Origin of the sequence: Streptomyces sp. NBC_00388 (genome assembly GCF_036061255.1) — a bacterium.
Lineage (GTDB): Bacteria > Actinomycetota > Actinomycetes > Streptomycetales > Streptomycetaceae > Streptomyces.
The window spans coordinates 4,992,490-5,015,298 of record NZ_CP107948.1 but is presented as its reverse complement, the minus strand read 5'-3'; the positions used below and the strand labels follow the sequence as shown (position 1 = coordinate 5,015,298).

19 protein-coding genes are annotated in these 22,809 nt (G+C 70.4%); 12 read left to right on the top strand and 7 right to left on the bottom strand.

What is annotated here, in order from left to right:
* Window positions 1-53 precede the first annotated feature (53 nt).
* Window positions 54-1,142 carry a redox-regulated ATPase YchF gene (ychF, locus tag OG917_RS22485; protein ID WP_328319408.1) on the bottom strand — a complete coding sequence of 363 codons (1,089 nt, stop codon included), beginning with the start codon at window positions 1,140-1,142 and terminating at the stop codon, window positions 54-56.
* Between the two features lie 233 nt (window positions 1,143-1,375).
* On the opposite strand from ychF, the gene OG917_RS22480 reads away from it, so the two are divergent.
* On the top strand, window positions 1,376-1,840 hold the full coding sequence (locus OG917_RS22480) for a DUF6542 domain-containing protein (RefSeq protein WP_443059097.1): 465 nt from the start codon (window positions 1,376-1,378) through the stop codon (window positions 1,838-1,840).
* Between the two features lie 90 nt (window positions 1,841-1,930).
* Here the strand turns inward: OG917_RS22480 and ppgK are convergent, their stop codons facing one another.
* Together ppgK and OG917_RS22470 are read right to left on the bottom strand one after the other, a co-directional pair.
* Window positions 1,931-2,668 (bottom strand): polyphosphate--glucose phosphotransferase, encoded by a 738-nt coding sequence (gene ppgK, locus OG917_RS22475; protein WP_328319407.1) that lies wholly within the window; start codon window positions 2,666-2,668, stop codon window positions 1,931-1,933.
* A gap of 130 nt (window positions 2,669-2,798) precedes the next feature.
* Window positions 2,799-3,839 carry a 4-hydroxy-3-methylbut-2-enyl diphosphate reductase gene (locus OG917_RS22470; RefSeq protein ID WP_443059005.1) on the bottom strand — a complete coding sequence of 347 codons (1,041 nt, stop codon included), beginning with the start codon at window positions 3,837-3,839 and terminating at the stop codon, window positions 2,799-2,801.
* A gap of 53 nt (window positions 3,840-3,892) precedes the next feature.
* Here OG917_RS22470 and OG917_RS22465 point away from each other — a divergent pair, with 53 nt between their 5' ends.
* From OG917_RS22465 to OG917_RS22450, 4 genes are all read left to right on the top strand, one after another.
* Window positions 3,893-5,269 carry an APC family permease gene (locus tag OG917_RS22465; RefSeq protein ID WP_328319405.1) on the top strand — a complete coding sequence of 459 codons (1,377 nt, stop codon included), beginning with the start codon at window positions 3,893-3,895 and terminating at the stop codon, window positions 5,267-5,269.
* A 100-nt stretch (window positions 5,270-5,369) separates the two neighbouring features.
* A complete protein-coding gene (gene xseA, locus OG917_RS22460) occupies window positions 5,370-6,599 on the top strand; it encodes an exodeoxyribonuclease VII large subunit (protein WP_328319404.1) in 1,230 nt (409 codons plus the stop codon).
* 130 nt (window positions 6,600-6,729) lie between these two features.
* Window positions 6,730-6,984, top strand: a complete 255-nt coding sequence (locus OG917_RS22455) for an exodeoxyribonuclease VII small subunit (RefSeq protein ID WP_328322082.1) — start codon at window positions 6,730-6,732, stop codon at window positions 6,982-6,984.
* A 198-nt stretch (window positions 6,985-7,182) separates the two neighbouring features.
* Window positions 7,183-7,773, top strand: a complete 591-nt coding sequence (locus tag OG917_RS22450; RefSeq protein ID WP_328319403.1) for a malonic semialdehyde reductase — start codon at window positions 7,183-7,185, stop codon at window positions 7,771-7,773.
* A gap of 102 nt (window positions 7,774-7,875) precedes the next feature.
* On the opposite strand, the gene OG917_RS22445 is transcribed toward OG917_RS22450, so the two are convergent.
* The gene (locus OG917_RS22445) at window positions 7,876-8,457 is read right to left on the bottom strand and encodes a DUF4245 domain-containing protein (protein ID WP_328319402.1); all 582 of its coding nucleotides are present in this window, start codon (window positions 8,455-8,457) and stop codon (window positions 7,876-7,878) included.
* Between the two features lie 126 nt (window positions 8,458-8,583).
* Here OG917_RS22445 and glpX point away from each other — a divergent pair, with 126 nt between their 5' ends.
* The gene (glpX, locus tag OG917_RS22440) at window positions 8,584-9,615 is read left to right on the top strand and encodes a class II fructose-bisphosphatase (protein WP_328319401.1); all 1,032 of its coding nucleotides are present in this window, start codon (window positions 8,584-8,586) and stop codon (window positions 9,613-9,615) included.
* 149 nt (window positions 9,616-9,764) lie between these two features.
* Here glpX and OG917_RS22435 read toward each other — a convergent pair whose 3' ends face one another.
* Both OG917_RS22435 and OG917_RS22430 read right to left on the bottom strand, forming a co-directional pair.
* Window positions 9,765-10,133: a WhiB family transcriptional regulator gene (locus tag OG917_RS22435; RefSeq protein ID WP_328319400.1), complete on the bottom strand. Its 369-nt coding sequence runs from the start codon at window positions 10,131-10,133 to the stop codon at window positions 9,765-9,767.
* Window positions 10,134-10,253: 120 nt separating this feature from the next.
* A complete protein-coding gene (locus OG917_RS22430) occupies window positions 10,254-10,925 on the bottom strand; it encodes a DUF1707 SHOCT-like domain-containing protein (RefSeq protein ID WP_328319399.1) in 672 nt (223 codons plus the stop codon).
* A gap of 228 nt (window positions 10,926-11,153) precedes the next feature.
* On the opposite strand from OG917_RS22430, the gene OG917_RS22425 reads away from it, so the two are divergent.
* The 4 genes from OG917_RS22425 to OG917_RS22410 all read left to right on the top strand — a co-directional run bounded on the left by OG917_RS22425 (window position 11,154) and on the right by OG917_RS22410 (window position 17,080).
* Window positions 11,154-12,818 (top strand): fumarate hydratase, encoded by a 1,665-nt coding sequence (locus OG917_RS22425; protein ID WP_328319398.1) that lies wholly within the window; start codon window positions 11,154-11,156, stop codon window positions 12,816-12,818.
* Window positions 12,819-12,929: 111 nt separating this feature from the next.
* Window positions 12,930-14,318, top strand: a complete 1,389-nt coding sequence (locus tag OG917_RS22420; RefSeq protein WP_328319397.1) for a class II fumarate hydratase — start codon at window positions 12,930-12,932, stop codon at window positions 14,316-14,318.
* Window positions 14,319-14,397: 79 nt separating this feature from the next.
* Entirely contained in the window at window positions 14,398-15,063 is a 666-nt protein-coding gene (gene fomD, locus OG917_RS22415; protein WP_328319396.1) for a cytidylyl-2-hydroxypropylphosphonate hydrolase, read from the top strand.
* A 187-nt stretch (window positions 15,064-15,250) separates the two neighbouring features.
* On the top strand, window positions 15,251-17,080 hold the full coding sequence (locus tag OG917_RS22410; RefSeq protein ID WP_328319395.1) for a SpoIIE family protein phosphatase: 1,830 nt from the start codon (window positions 15,251-15,253) through the stop codon (window positions 17,078-17,080).
* 57 nt (window positions 17,081-17,137) lie between these two features.
* On the opposite strand, the gene OG917_RS22405 is transcribed toward OG917_RS22410, so the two are convergent.
* Complete coding sequence (locus OG917_RS22405; RefSeq protein WP_328319394.1) at window positions 17,138-19,510, bottom strand: transglycosylase domain-containing protein; 2,373 nt, start codon at window positions 19,508-19,510, stop codon at window positions 17,138-17,140.
* A gap of 278 nt (window positions 19,511-19,788) precedes the next feature.
* On the opposite strand from OG917_RS22405, the gene OG917_RS22400 reads away from it, so the two are divergent.
* Window positions 19,789-20,481 (top strand): ABC transporter ATP-binding protein, encoded by a 693-nt coding sequence (locus OG917_RS22400; RefSeq protein ID WP_328319393.1) that lies wholly within the window; start codon window positions 19,789-19,791, stop codon window positions 20,479-20,481.
* The gene (locus OG917_RS22395) at window positions 20,478-22,802 is read left to right on the top strand and encodes an FtsX-like permease family protein (protein WP_328319392.1); all 2,325 of its coding nucleotides are present in this window, start codon (window positions 20,478-20,480) and stop codon (window positions 22,800-22,802) included. The genes OG917_RS22400 and OG917_RS22395 overlap by 4 nt, the downstream gene beginning before the upstream one ends.
* The last annotated feature ends 7 nt before the right edge of the window (window positions 22,803-22,809 follow it).

Sequence of the window (22,809 nt, the reverse complement as noted above, 5' to 3'; positions counted from 1 at the left end):
GGACCCTCTCCGACCTGCATGTTTGCCAGATCAGCGACGTGGTGATTCAGCCACTACACGTTGAAGCGGAACTCCACCACATCCCCGTCCTGCATCACGTACTCCTTGCCTTCCATCCGGGCCTTGCCCTTGGCGCGGGCCTCGGCGACCGAGCCCGTCTCGACCAGGTCCGCGAAGGAGATGACCTCGGCCTTGATGAAGCCCTTCTGGAAGTCCGTGTGGATCACACCGGCCGCCTCGGGGGCCGTGGCGCCCTTCTTGATCGTCCAGGCGCGGGACTCCTTCGGGCCTGCCGTCAGGTAGGTCTGGAGGCCCAGGGTCGCGAAGCCGACGCGGCCCAGGGTGGCCAGGCCCGGCTCCTCCTGGCCCATCGACTGGAGCAGTTCCAGCGCCTCCGCGTCGTCCAGCTCGATCAGCTCGGACTCGATCTTGGCGTTGAGGAAGATCGCCTCGGCGGGGGCGACCAGGGCGCGCTGCTCGTTCTTGAAGTCCTCGTCGACCAGCTCGTCCTCGTCGACGTTGAAGACGTAGAGGAAGGGCTTGGTCGTGAGCAGGTGCAGCTCGTGGAGGAGGCGGCCCTTCTCGGTGCCGGCCGTGATGCCCGCAGCGAAGAGCGTGGTGCCCGCTTCGAGGAGCTTCTGGGCCTCCTCGACCGCCGCCAGCACCGCGACCTTCTCCTTCTGGAGACGGGACTCCTTCTGGAGGCGCGGCACCGCCTTCTCCACCGACTGGAGGTCGGCGAGGATCAGCTCGGTGTTGATCGTCTCGATGTCGTCCTTGGGCGAGACCTTGCCGTCGACATGGACGACGTTCTCGTCCTTGAAGGCCCGGATGACCTGGCAGATCGCGTCGGACTCCCGGATGTTGGCCAGGAACTTGTTGCCCAGGCCCTCGCCCTCGCTCGCGCCCCGGACGATGCCCGCGATGTCGACGAAGTCGACGGTCGCCGGGATGACCTTCTGCGAGGCGAAGACCTCGGCGAGGACGGCCAGACGGCTGTCCGGGACACCGACGACGCCGACATTCGGCTCGATGGTGGCGAACGGGTAGTTGGCCGCCAGCACGTCGTTCTTGGTCAGGGCGTTGAACAGGGTCGACTTGCCGACATTCGGCAGACCGACGATTCCGATCGTGAGCGACACGTTGGCGACTTCCCGTAGCGAGAGCTGATGTACCGGCCCGGGGGTGGGCCGATCCCCCAGTTTACGGGCGTGTCGTACGGGCCCCGGCGCCCCGTCGCGTCGAACTGATCGCCAAGCTCGCCCAAAGCGCGTGTCCAACGACGGATTCCTCCCGCCTTGCGACCTACTTTGGTCACGTGGAGCAGCGACCCAGGATTCGTACGACTCAGGCCGACGGTCCTTCCGAGAGCAGCATCGCGGCGCCCGCGCCGGCGACCGTCTACCGGGCGGCCCCGGTCCGCGGCGCCCGCCCGGCGCCCCCGGTGGCCATCGCTCTGCGCCGGTTCCCCAACCCCCGGCTGACCGGTCTCGGCGGGGGGATCTTCAGCGCCGCGGTGATGTTCCTGGTGGGCTGTGTGGACGAGCTGCTGTTCGACGGCGGGCCGCTCATATACGGGCTGCTGTTCCTGCCGGTCGCCGCACTCACCGCGCTCTGGGTGCGCCCTGCCGACCTGGTCACCGCGCCCATCAGCGTGCCGATCTCGTTCGCCTTCGGCTCCCTGCCCATCGCCGGGGGCAGCGGTGGGGCGGGTGGCCGCATCGTGGCCATGGTCACGACGCTCGCGCTGAACGCCGGCTGGCTGTACGGGGGGACCCTCGTGGCCGGGGTGATCGCCACCGTACGGAAGATCCGGGTGATCCGGCGCCGCTACCGCTGACCGGGCGGCTCCCGGTCAGCGGCCGGGCGGCTCCCCGTCAGCGGCCTGGCGGCTCCCGGTTGAGCGCCCGGCCCCGGCTCCCGGTGGCTCTCAGCGGCTGGAGGCCGCCATCGCCGCGCCGACGATGCCTGCGTTGTTCTGCAGCTGGGCGGGGACGATCTCGGCCCGGACCCCCTCGATCAGCGGCAGGAACTTGTCCGCCTTACGGCTCACGCCGCCCCCGATGATGAACAGCTCGGGCGAGAACAGCATCTCCACGTGCTCCAGGTACTTCTGTACCCGGTGTGCCCAGTGGTGCCAGCTCAGGTCCTCGTCCTCCTTCGCCTTGGTCGAGGCGCGCGTCTCCGCGTCGTGGCCGTGCAGTTCGAGATGGCCCAGCTCGGTGTTGGGGACCAGATTCCCGTTGCGGAAGACCGCCGAGCCGATTCCCGTGCCGAAGGTCAGCAGGATGACCGTGCCCTTGCGGTCGCGGCCCGCTCCGAAGGTCATCTCCGCGAAGCCGGCGGCGTCGGCGTCGTTCAGCACGGTCACCGGGAGGCCGATTCTGCCGCCGATGAGCTGGGCCGCGTCCACACCGACCCAGCTCTTGTCGACGTTGGCCGCGGTACGGACCGTGCCGTCGGTGACCACGCCGGGGAAGGTGATCCCCACCGTGCCCGTCCAGTCGAAGTTCTTGACGACGTCGGCGACCCCGTCGGCCACACCGTCGGGCGTGGCCGGATGCGGGGTCAGCACTTTGTGGCGCTCCTGCGCCAGGTCTCCGCGGTCCAGGTCAACGGGAGCGCCCTTGATCCCGGATCCGCCGATGTCCACACCGAAGATCTGCATGACCCCACGTTACGGCGTGGAGCCCTCCGTCACGTGCCGGAACGGCTTCCGGGTCGCGGGCCCGTACCGCCGGAGCGGTCCGGGCCCCAGGACCGGGCCTGCGGGGCCCGCGGGCCGGTCCCCGCGCCGGCTACTTGCCCGACAGGTCGGCTGCCTCGGCGCGCAGGTCGCGGCGGAGCTCCTTGGGGAGCGAGAACGTGATCGACTCCTCGGCCGCCTTCACGATCTCCACGTCGCCGAAGCCCCGGGCGGCGAGCCACTCCAGTACGCCGTCGACCAGGATCTCCGGGACGGAGGCGCCGGAGGTCACGCCGACCGTGGTCACGCCCTCCAGCCAGCTCTCGTCCAGCTCGTCGGCGAAGTCCACCAGGTGGGAGGCGCGGGCGCCGGCGCCGAGGGCGACCTCGACAAGTCGTACCGAGTTGGACGAGTTCTTGGAGCCGACCACGATGACCAGGTCGGCGTCCGCGCCCATCTGCTTCACCGCGGTCTGGCGGTTCTGCGTGGCGTAGCAGATGTCGTCGCTGGGCGGCGAGATCAGCTGCGGGAACTTCTCCTTGAGCGCGTCGACCGTCTCCATCGTCTCGTCCACGGAGAGCGTGGTCTGCGAGAGCCAGACGACCTTGGACTCGTCGCGCACCGTGACGTTGGCGACGTCCTCGGGGCCGTCGACGAGCGTGATGTTGTCGGGGGCCTCACCGCTCGTGCCGACGACTTCCTCGTGACCCTCGTGGCCGATCAGCAGGATGTCGTAGTCGTCGTTCGCGAAGCGGACGGCTTCCTTGTGGACCTTCGTCACCAGGGGGCAGGTGGCGTCGATGGTGGCGAGGCTGCGCTGGGCGGCCTCGTCGTGGACGACGGGGGCGACGCCGTGTGCGGAGAACACGACGATGGAGCCCTCCGGGACCTCCTGCGTCTCGTCGACGAAGACGGCGCCCTTCTTCTCCAGCGTCTGCACGACGTACTTGTTGTGGACGATCTCCTTGCGGACGTAGACCGGCGCGCCGTACTGCTCAAGGGCTTTCTCGACGGCGATCACGGCGCGGTCCACACCCGCGCAGTACCCGCGCGGGGCGGCCAGCAGGACACGGCGGGCGGCGCCGCCGCGCGCGGCGTCCCCGGTCGGGGCGGCTGCGGGTGACGGGCTGGGCGTAGCAGTCATGCGGTCCATCGTAAGGCCGTGTCCTCCGGGCCGGGGTCTGCACATGTGGGAAGACTGAGGCCATGACACCTGACGAGACGGCTGCGGACAGTGGCGGGAAGAAGACGCCGGGACTACGACGGAACCTCGGGTTCCGGGATCTGGTCGTCTACGGGCTCCTCTTCATCGCGCCGATGGCACCGGTCGGGATCTTCGGCACCCTCGACGCCAAGTCGCACGGGGCCGTCGCGCTCGTCTACATCGCGGCGACGATCGCGATGGCCTTCACCGCGTTCAGTTACGCCCAGATGGTGCGGGTCGTCCCGCTCGCGGGATCGGTCTTCGCGTATGCCCGCAAGGGGCTCGGCCCGGGGCCCGGGTTCATCGCCGGGTGGATGGCGATGCTCGACTATCTGCTGATCCCGGCCGTCGCCTACCTCTTCTCGGGGATCGCGATGAACTCGCTGGTGCCTTCGGTCTCCCGGTGGGTGTGGACCGCCATCGCGGTGGTGGTGACGACCGGGCTGAACCTGTGGGGCGTACGGGCAGCGGCCCGGGTCGGCTTCGCGGTGCTCTCGCTGGAGATCGCGGCGCTGGCGGTGTTCGTGGTGGCCGCGATCGTGGTGCTGGTCCGGGACGGCGCGCACCGCGGCTGGCTGTCCCCCTTCACCGGTGACGGCGGCTTCTCGGCCACGGCGGTGCTCGGGGCGGTGTCGGTGGCGGTGCTGTCCTATCTGGGCTTCGACGCGATCGCCTCGTTCGCCGAAGAGGTCACAGGGGGGTCCGCGAAGGTCGCCAGGGCGGTCCTGTTCTGCCTGGTGCTCGCGGGCGTCCTCTTCATCGTGCAGTCGTATCTGGCGGCGGTCCTGGAGCCGATGTCGTCGGCCCAGCTGGCCGCGAACCCCGTCGCGCAGGGCTCTGCCTTCTACGACACGGTGGACTCCTCGGTCGGCAGCTGGCTGCACGACCTGGTCGCGGTGAGCAAGGCGATCGGGGCGGCCTTCGCCGCCCTCGCGGGCCAGGCGGCGGCGGGCCGGCTGCTCTTCGCGATGGGCCGCGACCGGCGGCTGCCGCATGTCCTCTCCAAGGTGGACGGCAGGTCCGGGGTGCCGCGGACCGCGGTGCTGCTGGCGGCCGTCGTGACGCTGATCGCCGCGGTGTGGGCGGCCCGGCGCGACGACGGCCTCGACCGGCTGGTCTCGGTGGTCGACATCGGCGCGCTGACCGCCTTCCTGCTGCTGCACGCGTCGGTGGTCGGCTGGTTCGCGGTACGGAAGGCGGAGGGGCCGCCGGTCTGGTGGCGCCATGTGCTGATGCCGCTGCTGGGCGCGGCGGTGACGGTCGCGGTGATCGTGGAGGCGACGAGCGCCGCCCAGTGGGTCGGGCTGATCTGGCTGGTGGCCGGGCTCGTGGTGTACGGGGTGCAGCGGAGCCGCCGCCGCACCGGGAGCGAGGTCTGACGGGACGCACCGCCGTTCCGCGGGCAGGCCGGACGGGGGCGGCTGCGGGGCGGATGCGCGGGGCGGCCGCACTGTCGGTGGCACCGCTTAACCTGCGTACATGGCTCTGAATACGAGTGCGGACGCGCCGCTGCCCGTCGGCGAGGTGTCACGGCTCATCGGGGGGTGGATCGACCGCCTCGGCGCCGTGTGGGTCGAGGGGCAGATCACCCAGCTCTCGCGCCGGCCGGGGGCGGGGGTGGTCTTCCTGACGCTGCGCGATCCGTCGTACGACATCTCGGTCGCCGTGACGTGCTTCCGGCAGGTCTTCGACGCGGTGGCCGATGTGGTGGCGGAAGGCGCGCGGGTGGTGGTCCACGCGAAGCCCGAGTGGTACGCGCCGCGCGGTCAGCTGTCGCTGCGGGCTGTGGAGATCAAGCCGGTCGGGATCGGTGAACTTCTGGCCCGTCTTGAGCAGTTGAAGCGGACTCTCGCGGCCGAAGGGCTCTTCGCGGCGGACCGCAAGAAGCCCGTTCCTTTCCTGCCGCGGCTGATCGGCCTGGTGACCGGCCGGGCGAGCGCGGCGGAGCGGGACGTCCTGGAGAACGCGCGGCGGCGCTGGCCCGCCGTCCGGTTCGAGGTGCGGAACGTGGCGGTGCAGGGCGTGCACGCGGTGCCGCAGGTCGTCGAGGCCGTGCAGGAGCTGGACCGGCTGCCGGAGGTCGACGTGATCATCGTGGCGCGGGGCGGGGGCAGCGTGGAGGACCTGCTGCCCTTCTCGGACGAACAGCTGATCCGGGCGGTTGCAGGATGCGGGACCCCGGTGGTGTCGGCGATCGGGCACGAGCCGGACTCACCCCTGCTCGACCTGGTGGCCGATGTCCGGGCGTCCACACCGACCGACGCGGCCAAGAAGTCCGTACCGGACGTCGGGGAGGAGCTGGAGCGCGTACGGCTGCTGCGCGACCGCTCCCTGCGGACCTTGCAGGGGCTGCTCGACCGGGAGCAGCGCGGGCTGGCCGCCGCGCTCGGGAGGCCTTCGATGGAGCGTCCGCAGCGGATGGTCGAGGAGCGCGAGGAGGTCGTCGACGCACTCGTGGAGCGCAGCCGGCGGACACTGCGGCACCTGCTGGACCGCGCGGACTCGGAGCTCTCCCATACCCGCGCCCGTGTCGTCGCGCTCTCCCCTGCGGCGACGCTGGACCGGGGGTACGCGGTGCTCCAGCGGGAGAACGGAACGGTGGTGCGCGCTCCCGGCGAGGTCGCGGACGGGGAGCAGCTGCGGGCCCGGGTCGCCGGGGGCGAGCTGGGCGTGACGGTGACGCCGGAGGCCGGCAAGCCCGAGGGGTGAGCGCCGGGGACCGGTTCCGGCGCGGACCGGCGTGGACGGGATCAGCAGGAACAGCGGGATCGGCCGGATCAGCGGGATCAGCGGGATCAGCGGGATCAGCGGGATCAGCGGGATCAGCAAGGACGAGATCATGGTGGATGAGACCAGGGTGGATGAGATGGCACAGGCGAAGACGGATGGCGCTGCTCTCGGATACGAGCAGGCCCGCGACGAGCTGATCGACGTCGTACGGCGGCTGGAGACCGGGGGGACGACCCTGGAGGAGTCCCTGGCACTGTGGGAGCGCGGGGAGGAACTGGCCAAGGTGTGCCGCGGCTGGCTGGAAGGCGCGCGGGCCCGGCTGGACGCGGCGCTGGCCGAGGGCACGGAGCCGAGCGAGGACTGAGGGGCCCGCCGCGGTCCGCCACCGGCCCGCCGGTCCCTCGGGCGCACCCCGGTCCGCAACCGGGCGGTCCCGGCCCGGGCGCAGCGCGCCCTGCTGTGAGGCCGGTCACGTCGATCCAGATTTAGTTGAAACTTAATACATCTTGGCCGTACAGTCGGAGCATCCCTTGATCCACCGCTTGTCCGGAAGGTACGAAAGATGTCGCTCGTTCTCGACCCCGCCGCCCAGGACCTCCTCTTCCGCGAGGCCCGCACCGCGAACACCTTCACCGACGAGCCGGTGACCGAGGAGCAGGTGCAGGCGATCTACGACCTGGTCAAGTACGGTCCGACCGCCTTCAACCAGTCGCCGCTGCGCATCACCCTGGTCCGCTCCCCCGAGGCCCGTGAGCGCCTGGTGCAGCACATGGCCGAGGGCAACCGCCCGAAGACCGCCGCCGCCCCGCTGGTCGCGATCCTCTCCGCGGACAACGAGTTCCACGAGGAGCTCCCGCAGCTGTTCCCGCACTTCCCGCAGGCCAAGGACGCGTTCTTCTCGGAGCGCCCGGCCCGCGAGCAGGCCGCCCTCCTCAACGGCACCCTGCAGGCCGGTTACTTCATCGTCGGCGTGCGCGCCGCCGGTCTGGCCGCGGGCCCGATGACGGGCTTCGACTTCGCCGGTGTCCAGAAGGAGTTCCTGGACGACGACCACACCCCGCTGATGATCGTCAACATCGGCAAGCCGGGCGAGGACGCCTGGTTCCCGCGCTCCCCGCGCCTGTCGCTCGACGAGGTCATCACCACCGTCTGAGCCGTACGCCCGGCAACGGGAAGAGGCCGCCGCACCCGAGGGTGCGGCGGCCTCTTCCCGTTGCCGGCTCGTCGCGCACGAAGCCGCGACCGGCCGGAGACGTCAGGACTTCCCCGAGCCGGCCGGCTTCCCGGCGCCCGGTGTCTTCTCCCCGGCGTCCTGCGGCTTCCCTGCCTTGAGCGCCGCCGCCATCTGCGCCAGCTGCCCGTAGGGCGCCGTGCCGGTCACCGCCGTCGTCGAGCCCTTCTCCCGGCGCACCAGCGCGTTGTACTTGGAGCCCTTCCAGCGCTGCCAGGTCTCGCCGCCCACCTGCTGGGTGTGCGGCGTCTTCGACGCGTCCTGGCTCACGGTCGTGACGAACCTGTCCGACGGGCCGGTCCCCTGCTCCACCGCGACGTACTGCCCCTCCGGGTCCAGGAACCCCAGGTGCCACGCGTTGCCGCTGTCCTGCGTGTACGAGACCGAGGTCGCCTTCCACCCCTTCGGGAGACCGACGGGCGCCTGGACCGGATACGGCGCCGCACGCTGCGCCGTGAGCTGCTCCACCCGGTAGTCGACCGTCTTCACCGGCTCCGAGGTGCCACCGTGCGGAACGAATACGTAGATGACCGCGACGGCGGCGCCGATGACCACCATCGACTGCATCATTCCGCGCACTGTCTGCTTGCTTCGCGTACCTGCCACGCAGCCATGGTCTCAGGTCGCCCCGTTGCTCATGCGTGGGCCCCGGTGCTCATTTTATCGACCGGACGATAGAATCGAACGAACCCTCTACATACGGCCGTCGTCGTATCAGAAAGGTGCGTGCCGATGACCGAGCATCATCTCCCTTCTCAGCTGGAGGTCTCGCCCGAGGCCCCCGACCGCAACCTCGCCCTGGAGCTCGTGCGGGTCACCGAGGCCGCCGCGATGGCAGCCGGCCGTTGGGTCGGGCGCGGTGACAAGATCGGCGCGGACGGCGCAGCGGTCAACGCGATGCGTACGCTCGTCTCCACCGTCTCGATGAACGGCGTCGTCGTCATCGGCGAGGGCGAGAAGGACGAAGCCCCGATGCTCTTCAACGGGGAGCACATCGGCGACGGGACCGGCGCCGAGGTCGACATCGCCGTCGACCCGATCGACGGGACCACGCTCAACGCCAAGGGCATGCCCAATGCCATCGCCGTACTGGCCGCGGCCGACCGCGGTTCGATGTTCGACCCGTCCGCGGTCTTCTACATGGACAAGCTGGTCACCGGCCCCGAGGCCGCCGACTTCGTCGACATCAACGCTCCCGTTTCGGTCAACATCCGCCGGGTCGCCAAGGCGAAGCACTCCTCGCCCGAGGACGTGACGGTGGTCATCCTCGACCGTCCGCGCCACGAAGGCATCGTCAAGGAGATCCGGGAGACCGGCGCCCGGATCAAGTTCATCTCGGACGGCGACGTCGCCGGATCGATCATGGCCGTACGGGAGGGGACCGGTGTCGACCTGCTGATGGGCATCGGCGGTACGCCCGAGGGCATCATCAGCGCCTGCGCGATCAAGTGCCTCGGCGGCACGATCCAGGGCAAGCTCTGGCCCAAGGACGACGCCGAGCGGCAGCGTGCCATCGACGCCGGCCACGACCTGGACCGGGTGCTCTCCACGACCGACCTGGTCAGCGGTGACAACGTGTTCTTCGTGGCCACCGGCATCACCGACGGCGAGCTGCTGCGCGGAGTGCGCTACCGGGCCGAGACGGCGACGACCCAGTCGCTGGTCATGCGCTCCAAGTCGGGCACGATCCGTCAGATCGACTCGACGCACCGGCTGTCGAAGCTGCGCGCGTACAGCACGGTGGACTTCGACCGGGCCAAGTAGGCCGGGCAGGATCTGCCGGACGTCACGCAGGACGAGACGTCATGCAGGAAGGGGCGCCCCCCGTGTGCGGCCGGGGGCGCCCCTTCCGTATGCCGGTGCACATGATGCCCGCTCACGGGCCCGCGCAACGGCGCCCCGGAAGGCGCCGGTCAGCCGGCCTGTGCCATGGGGTCCTGGGCCGTGCTCCTGAGCTCCACGTCCCTGCGCCTGCGCCGGGCGAGGACGACCCGGCGCTCGGCGGCCGTCAGCCCGCCCCAGACCCCGTACGGCTCGGGTTGTATGAGTGCGTGCTCGCGGCATTCCACGAGCACCGGGCAGCGGGCGCAGACCCGCTTCGCCGCTTCTTCCCTGGCGAGCCGGGCGGCTGTCGGTTCCTTGGACGGCGCGAAGAAGAGCCCCGCCTCGTCGCGGCGGCACACCGCCTCCGAATGCCAGGGCCCTGCCTGATCCTCCCGTGCCGGGACACGCTGCTGGGGCACGGCAGCGACCTGCAAGGACTGATGCGGCGGATGCAGCACGGTCTACTCCTGACGACGGCTTCGCGAGCGAGAGACGATGCTGCAGTCCCTACCCGCTGTGCGCACGCCTATGCACTGAGTTCCGGCCTCCGCCAGGTGGCCGAAGTCACCCCGGGCCGGTTATCCGAGGTGCTTGCGCAGCCGCTTGTCGACCAGGCCCCGCAGGTCGGCCACCAGCTTGCCCCGCTTGGGCTTGGCCTCGATATTGCCGAAGACCGAGTAGCCGTTCACCACCACGACCGGGGCCTCCGGGTTCTCCGCTTCGAGGGTGTCGACCTCGAAGTTGCCGAAGATCCCGGTGCCGCTGCCGCGCAGCGTGACGTTCTCCGGGACGGTGACCTCGACGTTGCCGAAGATCGCGGTGGCGTTGATGACGGTCGTCCGCTGCTCGAACAGTGCCTCGGTGAGATCGATCTCGATGTTGCCGAAGAGCGAGAAGGCATTGGTCCTGCGGCCGATGCGCCAGCGGCCCCGCCGGGTGGAGCTGGAGAAGACAGCCACCAGGTTCTCCGCGGTGACCGCGGTCTCCGGCTCGCCCGCGGACGCGTAGGCCGCGGTGCCGGGGTCCGGCCGGCCGCCGTTGTGGGCGGTCGGCAGGTCCTGCACCAGCGGCTCCAGCTCGGCGAGGGTCTTCGCGCGGTAGACCGACTCGATCCGCTCGGAGTGCTCTTCGGCGTCCAGGCGACCCTCGGCCAGGGCGTCCCTGAGGATGTCCGCGATCCGGTCGCGGTCGGCGTCGGATGCGCGGATGCCGACGGGCCGCGTCTGCTGGGGCTGCTTTTCGAGGTCCACCGGCCCAGCGTACCCAAACGCGATAGATCGCGACTAGTGCACGGGGCCCCCGACTCGGAGCCGGCCGCCGCGGGCCCGGCCCGGCCGGCCCCCTCCTGCCGGGGCACGGCCCCCGGCAGGAGAGGTGAGTCCTACCTCACCGCCACGGGCCCCGCCGGTGGTTCTACGCTGGGGAACGCTGTGCCGATGGAGGCCAGCCCGCGTCTGCCCGAGTGAGGAATGGCCGTCATGCCAGAGTTTGCGTACTCCGATCTGCTTCCCGTGGGAGCGGACACCACGCCGTACCGGCTGGTGACCGCCGAGGGGGTCTCCACCTTCGAAGCCGACGGGCGTACGTTCCTCAAGGTCGAGCCCGAGGCGCTGCGCACGCTCGCCGCCACCGCCATGCATGACATCTCGCACTATCTGCGGCCGGCCCACCTCACCCAGCTGCGCAAGATCATCGACGACCCCGAGGCCTCGTCCAACGACAAGTTCGTCGCGCTCGACCTGCTGAAGAACGCCAACATCGCGGCTGCCGGCGTCCTCCCCATGTGTCAGGACACCGGTACCGCGATCGTCATGGGCAAGCGCGGCCAGAACGTGCTGACCGCGGGCGGCGACGAGGAGGCCCTGTCCCACGGCATCTTCGACGCGTACACCGAACTCAACCTGCGGTACTCGCAGATGGCTCCGCTCACCATGTGGGAGGAGAAGAACACCGGCTCGAACCTGCCCGCGCAGATCGAGCTGTACGCCACCGACGGCGACGCGTACAAGTTCCTCTTCATGGCCAAGGGCGGCGGCTCCGCCAACAAGTCGTTCCTCTACCAGGAGACCAAGGCCGTCCTCAACGAGGCGTCCATGATGACGTTCCTGGAGGAGAAGATCCGTTCGCTGGGGACGGCCGCCTGCCCGCCGTACCACCTGGCGATCACGGTGGGCGGCACGTCGGCCGAGTTCGCGCTGAAGACCGCCAAGTACGCGTCCGCGCACTACCTGGACGAGCTGCCCACCGAGGGCTCGCCGACCGGGCACGGCTTCCGCGACACGGAGCTGGAGCAGAAGGTCTTCGAGCTGACGCAGAAGATCGGCATCGGCGCGCAGTTCGGCGGGAAGTACTTCTGCCACGACGTCCGCGTCGTCCGGCTGCCCCGGCACGGCGCCTCGCTTCCCGTCGCCATCGCCGTCTCCTGCTCGGCCGACCGGCAGGCGGTCGCGAAGATCACCGCCGAGGGCGTCTTCCTGGAGCAGCTGGAGACCGACCCGGCGCGCTTCCTGCCCGACACCACGGACGAGCACCTGGAGGACGGCGACGTCGTATCCGTCGACCTGAACCGGCCGATGGACGACATCCTCGCCGAGCTGACCAAGTTCCCGGTCAAGACCCGGCTCTCGCTGACCGGCCCGCTGGTCGTGGCGCGCGACATCGCGCACGCCAAGATCAAGGAGCGGCTGGACGCGGGCGAGGCGATGCCGCAGTACCTGAAGGACCACCCGGTCTACTACGCGGGCCCCGCCAAGACACCCGAGGGGTACGCGTCCGGCTCGTTCGGCCCGACGACAGCAGGCCGGATGGACTCGTACGTGGCGCAGTTCCAGGCAGCCGGCGGCTCGAAGGTGATGCTCGCCAAGGGCAACCGCTCGCAGCAGGTCACCGACGCGTGCGGCAGCCACGGCGGCTTCTACCTGGGCTCGATCGGCGGCCCGGCCGCCCGGCTCGCCCAGGACTGCATCAAGAAGGTCGAGGTCCTGGAGTACGAGGAGCTCGGCATGGAAGCCGTGTGGAAGATCGAGGTCGAGGACTTCCCCGCGTTCATCGTGGTCGACGACAAGGGCAACGACTTCTTCCGCGCGCCCGCCGAGTCCCCCACCATCCTCAGCATCCCGGTCCGCGCCCCCGGCCAGGCGTAGGGCCCCTCACCCCTGGCGCCGTCCGGACGGGACGGCCCCAGGGGTGATCTTCTGTCCGGGGCAGGGAACACCCTCCTGTCAGACGTTGCTGTCCGATGTGGAGGTACGACGATGACTGAGCAGTACCGGATCGAGCACGACTCCATGGGCGAGGTACGGGTCCCCGCCGAAGCGAAGTGGCGTGCCCAGACACAGCGGGCCGTGGAGAACTTCCCGGTCTCGGGCCAGACCCTGGAACGGGCCCACATCGAGGCGCTGGCCCGGATCAAGGCCGCGGCCGCGAAGGTCAACGCGGGACTGGGGGTCATCGACGCGGATCTCGCGCAGGCGGTCCAGGACGCGGCGGCCGAGGTCGCCGACGGGCGGTGGGACGACGAGTTCCCGGTGGACGTCTTCCAGACCGGGTCCGGCACGTCGTCCAACATGAACATGAACGAGGTGCTGGCCACCCTCGCCGGTGAGCGGCTGGGGCGCCCGGTGCACCCCAACGACCATGTGAACGCCTCGCAGTCGTCCAACGACGTCTTCCCCTCGTCGATCCACATCGCGGCGACCGCGGCCGTCACCCGCGACCTGATCCCGGCGCTCGACCACCTGGCCGGGGCGCTGGAGCGCAAGGCCGCCGAGTTCTCGGATGTGGTCAAGTCCGGGCGTACGCACCTGATGGACGCCACGCCGGTGACGCTGGGCCAGGAGTTCGGCGGATACGCGGCGCAGATCCGGTACGGCGTGGAGCGGCTCAACTCCTCGCTGCCGCGCCTCGCCGAGCTGCCGCTGGGCGGTACGGCTGTGGGCACCGGCATCAACACCCCGCCCGGCTTCTCCGCCGCCGTCATCGCCGAGGTGGCCGCGGCGACGGGGCTGCCGCTCACCGAGGCACGCAACCACTTCGAGGCCCAGAGCGCGCGCGACGGGATCGTCGAGACCTCCGGCCAGCTGCGCACGATCGGAGCCGGTCTGACGAAGATCTCCAACGATCTGCGCTGGATGGCGTCCGGCCCGCGCACCGGTCTCGCCGAGATCTCGCTGCCCGACCTGCAGCCCGGCTCGTCCATCATGCCGGGCAAGGTCAACCCGGTGATCCCGGAGGCGGTTCTCATGGTCGCCGCGCAGGTCACGGGGAACGACGCGACGGTCGCCGCGGCCGGGGCCGCGGGCAACTTCGAGCTGAACGTGATGCTGCCGGTCATCGCGAAGAACGTCCTGGAGTCGGTCCGGCTGCTGGCCAACGTCTCGCGGCTGCTGGCGGACCGCACGGTCGACGGCATCACCGCGCACGCCGAACGCGCCCGGGAGTACGCGGAGTCCTCGCCGTCGGTCGTCACCCCGCTGAACAAGTACATCGGGTACGAGGAGGCCGCGAAGGTCGCCAAGCGGGCGGTCGCCGAACGCCGGACGATCCGCGAGGTCGTGCTGGACGAGGGGTATGTGGAGCGGGGCGATCTGACGGCGGAGCAGCTGGACGACGCGCTGGACGTGCTGAGCATGACGCGGCCGTGACGGCGCCCTTCACCCGGTGACCCGGCACACGATGACCCGCATCGCTGCGCCGCACGGCCCGTACTCCTAAGATCTCCGCATGACAGGTGCAGGAGGAACACACCACTGGAGGCCCGGGGACCACATCCTCTGGCGCTACCGCAGCAACGCGTCCGACCGCCTGCACATCTGCCGCCCGGTGACCGTCGTACAGGACACGGACGACCTGCTCGCGGTCTGGCTGGCGCCCGGTACCGAGTGCATGAAACCGGCACTCGCCGACGGGACACCCGTGCACCGGGAACCGCTCGCCACCCGGTACACCAAGCCGCGCACCGTCGTGCGTGACCGCTGGTGGGGCATGGGGGTGCTGAAACTGGCACGGCCCCGCGAGCCCTGGTCCGTGTGGCTGTGGTGGGACCGCGGATGGCGCTTCAAGAGCTGGTACGTGAATCTGGAGGAACCGCACCTCCGGTGGGCGGGCGGCATCGACTCCGAGGATCACTTCCTGGACATCTCGGTGCTGCCCGACCGCAGTTGGCAGTGGCTGGACGAGGACGAGTTCGCCCAGGCCCAGCAGGTCGGCCTGATGGACGCGGGGCAGGCGGAACGCGTGCGGCAGGCGGGCAGGGCGGCGGTCGACCTGATCGAGGCCTGGGGACCGCCGTTCACCGACGGGTGGGAGGAGTGGCGGCCCGACCCGGAGTGGACCGTGCCCGTCCTGCCGGACGACTGGGACCGCACGCCCGCGTACGTGCCGTCGTGAGACCCTTGATGCGCCCCCGGGGATCAAACGTAGGATCGTCCTCCGCAAGACTGCGCCCTACAACGATCCCAAGCAGCAGTTGAACTGACCGAATGTCACTACAGGGGGGTGCAGCCATGACAGCGGGTATACGACCCCTCGAAGCGGTTGCATCGCACACCTGCCTCGGACGGACGGAATCCCTCGCGTGACGGAGCACACCACCTCCCACGAAGGCCGGCAGCCCACCGCTGCCCGGCCGCACGAACCCACTCGCCCCCGGCAGCAGAACGCCGACGTGGCGGCCGCGGGGGCCATCCCCGCTCCCCCGCCCGCACCGGCGGTCTCGCCCGGACGCAGCGAGGGCGACAGACTCCGGTTCGTGGGAGCTGCCACCCGGCGTATTGCCCGGGGCATAGACCTCGACGAGATCGTGCTCGGCCTCTGCCGGGCGACCGTGCCGACGTTCTCCGACGCGATACTCGTCTTCCTCCGCGATCCACTGCCGGTGGGCGACGAGCGGCCGGTGGTCCCGTTCGTCCTGCGGCTGCGCCGGACCGACCGGCTGCGTTTAGTGGACGAGGAGGACTCGGACGAAGCGCCCGAACCGCTCGCCTCCCAGCTCTGCGAGGTGGCCTCGGGCGGCGCACTCGCCGAAGTGCTCCGGGGCGTGCGCCCCGTCTTCGGGGACTCGGCTGCGGCCCGCGCCGCCCTGCCCGAGCTGCTCGGCCCGGACAGGACCGTGCCCAACGGGCACCGCACGATCCTCGCCCCGCTGCGGGGCAGGCGCCGGGTGATCGGCGCCGCCGTGTTCGTCCGCCGCCCCGACCGGCCCGCGTTCGAGCCCAACGATCTGCTGGTCGCCGCGCAGCTGGCCACCCACACCGCGCTCGGTATCGACAAGGCCGTGCTGTACGGGCGCGAGGCGTACATCGCCGACGAGCTCCAGCGCACCATGCTGCCCGACTCGCTGCCGCAGCCGACCGGCGTCAAGCTGGCCTCCCGCTATCTGCCCGCGGCCGAGACCGCGCGCGTGGGCGGCGACTGGTACGACGCGATCCCGCTGCCCGGCAGCCGGGTCGCGCTGGTAGTGGGCGATGTGATGGGGCACTCCATGACGTCGGCCGCGATCATGGGCCAGCTCAGGACGACGGCCCAGACGCTGGCGCAGCTGGATCTGCCGCCGGCCGAGGTCCTGCACCATCTGGACGAGCAGGCCCAGCGGCTGGGATCGGACCGGATGGCGACCTGCCTCTACGCCGTGTACGACCCGGTCGCGCACCGGATCACCATCGCCAACGCCGGCCATCCGCCGCCCGTCCTGCTGCATCTGGGCGGCCGGGCGGAGGTCCTGCGGGTCCCGCCGGGCGCCCCGATCGGGGTCGGCGGCGTCGACTTCGAGGCGGTCGAGCTGGACGCGCCCGCGGGCGCCACTCTGCTGCTCTACACGGACGGGCTGGTCGAGTCCCGGCTGCGGGACGTCTGGACCGGTATCGAGCAGCTGCGGGAGCGGCTCGCCACCACCGCCGAGCTGACGGGCCCGGATCATTCGCCGCCCCTTGAGGCGCTCTGCGACGACGTGCTCGACATGCTGGGCCCCGGCGACCGGGACGACGACATCGCGCTCCTCGCCGCCCGTTTCGACGGGATCGCGCCGAGCGACGTCGCGTACTGGTTCCTGGACCCGGAGGAGCAGGCGCCGGGCCGCGCCCGGCGGCTGGTGCGCAGAGCGCTGGAACGCTGGGGCCTGGAGGAGATGTCGGACGCGGTGGAGCTGCTGGTCAGTGAGGTCGTGACCAATGCCGTGCGGTACGCGGAGCGGCCGGTGACACTGCGGCTGCTGCGCACCGACGTACTGCGCTGCGAGGTCGGCGACGACTCCCCGCAGCTGCCGCGCCAGCGCCGGGCCCGCGACACCGACGAGGGCGGCCGGGGTCTGTTCCTGGTGAACCGGCTGACCCGGCGGTGGGGGGCGACCAGGCTCTCCACCGGCAAGGTGGTCTGGTTCGAGGTCCAGGTCCCGGTGGCGCCCGCGTAGTACCGCGGTAGCGAGAAGGAGCGGGACCGGCAGGGCCGGTCCCGCTCCTTCGCTGTGTCAGTCCTGCCGGTCGTTCAGCGGCCCGTTGGAGGTGCCGTTGTTCGCGCCGGTCGAGGTGCCGGCGTTCGTACCGCCGCCGTTCGTGGGGTTTCCGTCGCCCCCGCCGGTCGAGGTGCCGGCGTTCGTGCCGCCGCCGTTCGTGGGGTTTCCGTCGCCCCCGCCGGTCGACGTGCCGGCGTTCGTACCGCCCCCTGTGCTGGTAGCGCCTGCGCCACCCGGCCCGCTGTGGCTCGGGTCCGGGCTGCCCGGCTGGGACGGCGGCGGGGACGGCGGCGGGGGCGCCGACGAGGTGGACGGCGGCGGGGTCGAGGGCGGCGGAGGCGGGGTCGACGACGGCGGCGGGGTCGTCGCGACCCCGGCGCCCTGGTCGGTGTCCAGTTCGAACTTGCTCGGCGTCATGTCGAGTCCGAAGGTGTACGCCGCCCATATCTCGGCCGGGAAGCCACCACCGTTGACCCGGGTGCCGCTGCCGGCCGCGCCGCTGATGGTGACCTGGGCGCCCTGGTGGACCTTCTTGCCGTCCTCGACGCGCGGCTTGGCCGCCTCACCGAACAGGCCGACCGATGTCACCAGGTTCGGGGTGTAGCCGGTGAACCAGGCGGACTTGTTGTTGTCCGAGGTACCGGTCTTGCCCGCCACCTGTTGCGCCTTGTTCTTGACCACGGTGCCGGTTCCCTGGTCGACCACACCGGTCAGTACCGACGTGACCGCGTCCGCCGTCTGCGGGCTGACCACCTGGCCGCCGATCGCCTTCTGCGGCTTGAACGGCTCACGCGCCGGGTGCGTGGCCGCCTTCACGATGGTCGGGGTGACCTTCTTGCCGTGGTTGTCGAAGGTCGCGTAGATCCCGGCCATCTCCATCGGGCTCGCACCGTAGGAACCGAGCGTCATCGCGGGCACCGGCTGCGCGTTCTTCATGGAGCTCATACCGAGGTCCAGGCCGAGCTTGCGGACCTTGTCGAGTCCGACGTCCACACCCATCTGGGCGAACACCGAGTTGACCGAGTTGTTCATGGCGGTCTGGACGGTGACCTGGCCGTAGCTCTGGTTGTCCTCGTTGGGCGGTGCGAAGCCGACCTTGTTGCCGTTGCTGTCCACCACCGGCCGCCTGCTGTCACCGTCGTAGATGGTGTTCGCCTGGATCGGCAGGCCCTGCTGCGTCTTGGCGCCGGACTCCAGGGCGGCCGCCAGGATCAGCGGCTTGAAGGTGGAGGCGGGCTGGTAGTCGACGCGCTTGGCGTTGCTGTACTCGTGCTTGAGGTAGTCCTGGCCGCCGTAGAGCGCCTCGACCGCGCCGGTGTGCGGGTTGACCGAGACGGCGCCGGCCTGGATGTCCGCGTCGACCACCCGCGACTTGGGACGCAGCTTGCTGGTCAGCTGGTCCTTGAGCGTGCTCTCCAGCTGGGCCTGCTTCTTCGGGTCGATGTTGAGCGTGACCGTCCAGCCGCCGGCGTCGATCAGCGCCTCGGAGATGCCCTGCGCCTCCAGCTCCTGGTTGGCGGCCTTGACCAGATATCCGGTCTCGCCCTTCAGTCCGCTGTCGGGCCTGGGCTTGTGCGGCACCGGGAACTTCTGCTCGGCACGCTTGGAGGTGTCGAGCCAGTTCTTCTCGACCATGTTGTTCAGGGTGTACGCCCAGCGGGCCTTCACCAGCCGCTTGCCCTCGTCGGTCGCGGAGGACCAGTCGTACTGGCTCGGGGCCTGGAGCAGGGAGGCGAGGTACGCGCCCTGGCTCACGTTCAGCTTCTTGGCGTCGATCCCGTAGTACGCCTGGGACGCGGCCTGGATACCGAAGGCGCCCCGGCCGTAGTAGCTGGTGTTGATGTACCCGGCGAGGATCTCGTCCTTGGAGAACTTCCGGTCGATCTTGAGGGAGACCACCAGCTCCTTGAGCTTGCGGGTCACCGTCTGGTCGGAGCTGAGGTAGTAGTTCTTGACGTACTGCTGGGTGATCGTCGAACCACCCTGCTTCCGGCCCTGGACGGTGTTGTAGAGCCCGCGGGCGGTGCCCTTGAAGTCGACGCCGTGGTCCTGGTAGAAGGTCTTGTTCTCGGCGGCGACGAAGGTGTGCTGGACTTCCAGGGGTATGTCGGAGAGTTCGACCTTCTCCCGGTTCACCTTGCCCGTCCGGGCGATCACCTTGCCGTTGCTGAGCTTGTAGACGTTGCTCTGGAGCTCCGCGTCCGCGTTTGCCGTGGGCACCGGCACGTACATGTAGAACACGACGAACGCGCCCATCACCAGCAGGCAGAACACGAAGAAGCTGCCCAGCAGCTTCTTCCAGGTGAAGAACCTGCGTATCCCGCTCTTCGTGGATTTGCCCCGGCGCGCACCGCGCTGCCGGGCCCGTCGATCGTCCGCACGGCCCATCGCTCTGTGACTCCGCCTTCTTCTCACCCAGACCAGCTGTCGAAAGCTAACACCGCTTCCTGAGCACCTTTGGACAGGGAGTGCCCCGGAGGGCCCTTTCCGCACGTGACAATCAGCACCTGTGTCATAGGGAACCGACGAGCAGGAGGCCCACAAGGTTGCCACGACGGGACGATCTCCCTTGTGAAACAACGAGAATGCCCTGGATTGTCATGCTTCCTGGGCACCGCTCTCATCGGTATACACCGTGGGTATACCTGGTGTGTATAGTGCGGGTCATGCCCTCTCAGCCTCCGCTGCTCAGCGCGACAGACCTGCACAAGGCCTACGGCCCGACGCTCGCCCTCGACGGCGCGGACTTCACCATCGATCCGGGCGAGATCGTCGCGGTGATGGGCCCCTCCGGCTCCGGCAAGTCGACGCTGCTGCACTGCCTGGCCGGCATCGTGAGTCCCGACGCGGGCACCATCAGGTACGCGGAGCACGACCTCACCGCCATGAACGACATGGGCCGCAGCGCGCTGCGCCGTACGGAGTTCGGCTTCGTCTTCCAGTTCGGCCAGCTCGTCCCCGAGCTGACCTGCGTACAGAACGTGGCGCTGCCGCTGCGGCTGAACGGCACGAAGCGCAAGGAGGCCGAACGCAGGGCCCTGGAGTGGATGGAGCGCCTGGAGGTCGCCGGCCTCGGGCACAAACGCCCCGGCGAGGTCTCCGGCGGACAGGGACAGCGCGTCGCCGTCGCACGGTCGCTGGTGACCGGCCCCCGCGTCCTCTTCGCCGACGAGCCGACCGGCGCACTCGACTCACTCAACGGCGAGCGCGTCATGGAACTCTTCACCGAGGCCGCCCGCTCCACCAACGCCGCCGTCGTCCTCGTCACCCACGAAGCACGCGTCGCCGCCTACTCCGACCGCGAAGTCGTCGTACGCGACGGCAAGTCCCGCGACCGCTTCGCGCAGTACGCCGCATGAGCCGGCTCGACGACCTCGCCCTGGGTGTCCGGTTCGCGGTGACCGGCGGCCGGGAGACCTGGGTGCGCACCACCCTCACCGCCGTCGGCGTCGCGCTCGGGGTGGCCCTGCTGCTCGCCGCCTCCTCGCTGCCCGGAGCGGTGAGCACCCAGTCGGCGCGCGGGCAGGCCCGCGCCTTCTCCGAGGCGGGGCATCCGGCCCCGCGCAGCGATACGACGCTGCTGTACGGGCACGCCGAGAGCGAGTTCCGGGGCGAGGCCCTGGACGGCTATCTGCTCCGCCCCGACGGGAAGCACCCGATCGTGCCGCCCGGTATCGCCGCAGTCCCCGCCCCGGGCACGATGGTGGTCTCGCCCGCGCTGAAGGACCTGCTGGACTCGGGCGGCGGCAAGCTGCTCCGCGAGCGCCTCCCGTACCGGATCACCGGCACCATCGGCCAGGCCGGGCTGAGCGATCCGGGCGAGCTGTACTACTACGCGGGCAGCTCCACCCTCACCCGGCACACCGGCGCCCACCGGATCGCGCACTTCGGCGGGGGGCCGCTGAGCCCGCCGCTCTCCTCACCGCTCGTCGTGCTCACCATCCTGGGCTGCGTCGTCCTGCTCGCTCCGGTGGCGATCTTCATCGCCACCGCGGTCCGCTTCGGCGGCGACCGCCGCGACCGCCGGCTCGCCTCACTGCGACTTGTCGGTGCGGACGTCCGGATGACCCGGCGGATCGCGGCCGGTGAGGCGTTCGCCGGATCGGCTCTGGGGACGCTGCTGGGCTGGGTGTTCTTCCTGGTGGGCCGGGAGTTCGCCGGCGGCGTCCGGCTCTGGAAGATGTCCGCCTTCCCCTCCGACCTCGCCCCGATGCCCGCCCTGGCCACGCTGATCTCCGCCGCCGTGCCCATCTCGGCCATCCTCGTCACCCTGTTCGCGATGCGGTCCGTCACGGTCGAACCGCTCGGCGTCGCCCGGCAGGGTCCCACCCGCCGGCGCCGCTTCTGGTGGCGTCCGGTGACGCCGGTCGCCGGAATCGCCCTCCTGCTGCACACGGGCCGGGTCACCGGCAGGACCGGTTACGTCGATCCGTACCCCATCGCGATCGGCGCGATCCTGGTGCTGGCCGGGCTGACCACACTGCTGCCCTGGGTCGTCGAGGCGGTGGTCGCCCGGCTGAAGGGCGGCCCCGTCCCGTTCCAGCTCGCCACCCGCCGACTCCAGCTGAGCAGCGGGTCGGCGGCGCGCGCGGTCAGTGGCCTCACGGTCGCCGTGGCCGGCGCGGTCGCGCTCCACATGTACTTCGCCGGGCTGGGCGACGACTTCACGAGGACCACGAACCAGGACCCGAAGCGCGCCCAGATGCACATCGACGCGAGCTATCCCAGCACGGAACGGGCTCAGCAGATGATCCGCGCCTTCCAGGGCACCAAGGGTGTCCGGGCCGTCATCGGCACCATCGAGTCCTACGCCGACAAGCCCGGCGGCGACCCCGACCCGGACGCGATGGGGCCCTGGCCCACCACCATGATCACCATGGGCGACTGCCCGACCCTGCGCGAACTGGCCCACCTGCCGTCCTGCGCGGACGGCGACACCTTCGTCGCCCACGTCGAGGGGCAGAAGGAGATGAACGCCTGGGTGGACAAGACCGTCCGGCCCGGGGGCAAGCTCAACGTCGGCCGGGACGACAAGCCCGTGCTGTGGACGCTCCCGGAGGACTCACCCACGGTCATGGCCCGCCCCGACCCGATGGGCGAGAAGCGCAACGGCATCCTCGTCACCCCGTCCGCCATCAGCGCGGCCCGGCTGCCGGAGGCCGAGACCCGCGCCCTGGTGAAGGTCGACGGCTCGGTGCCCGACGCCTCCGAGTACGTACGGAACACCGCGGCCCGCATCGACCCGGTCATGCGGGTGTGGGACCTCACGGTGGCCGAACGCGACCAGCAGTACGCGAGCGTCAAGAACGGTCTGCTCGCGGGCGCCGTCGCGACCATGGCGCTGATCGCCGCCTCCATGCTTGTGTCACAGGTGGAGCAGTTGCGCGAGCGCAGGAGACTGCTGTCGGTCCTGGTGGCCTTCGGCACCCGCCGTCCCACCCTGGGCTGGTCGGTGCTCTGGCAGACCGCGGTCCCCGTGGTCCTCGGCCTGGCACTCGCCGTCGCGGGCGGCCTCGCGCTCGGCGCCGCGCTGCTCCGGCTGGTCGGCAAGTCCGTCACGGACTGGTGGGGTTTCGTGCCCCTGGCCGGCGCCGGAGGTGCGCTGATCCTGCTCGTGACCCTTCTCAGCCTTCCTCCGCTGTGGCGCATGATGCGCCCCGACGGCCTCCGTACCGAATAAGAAAGGC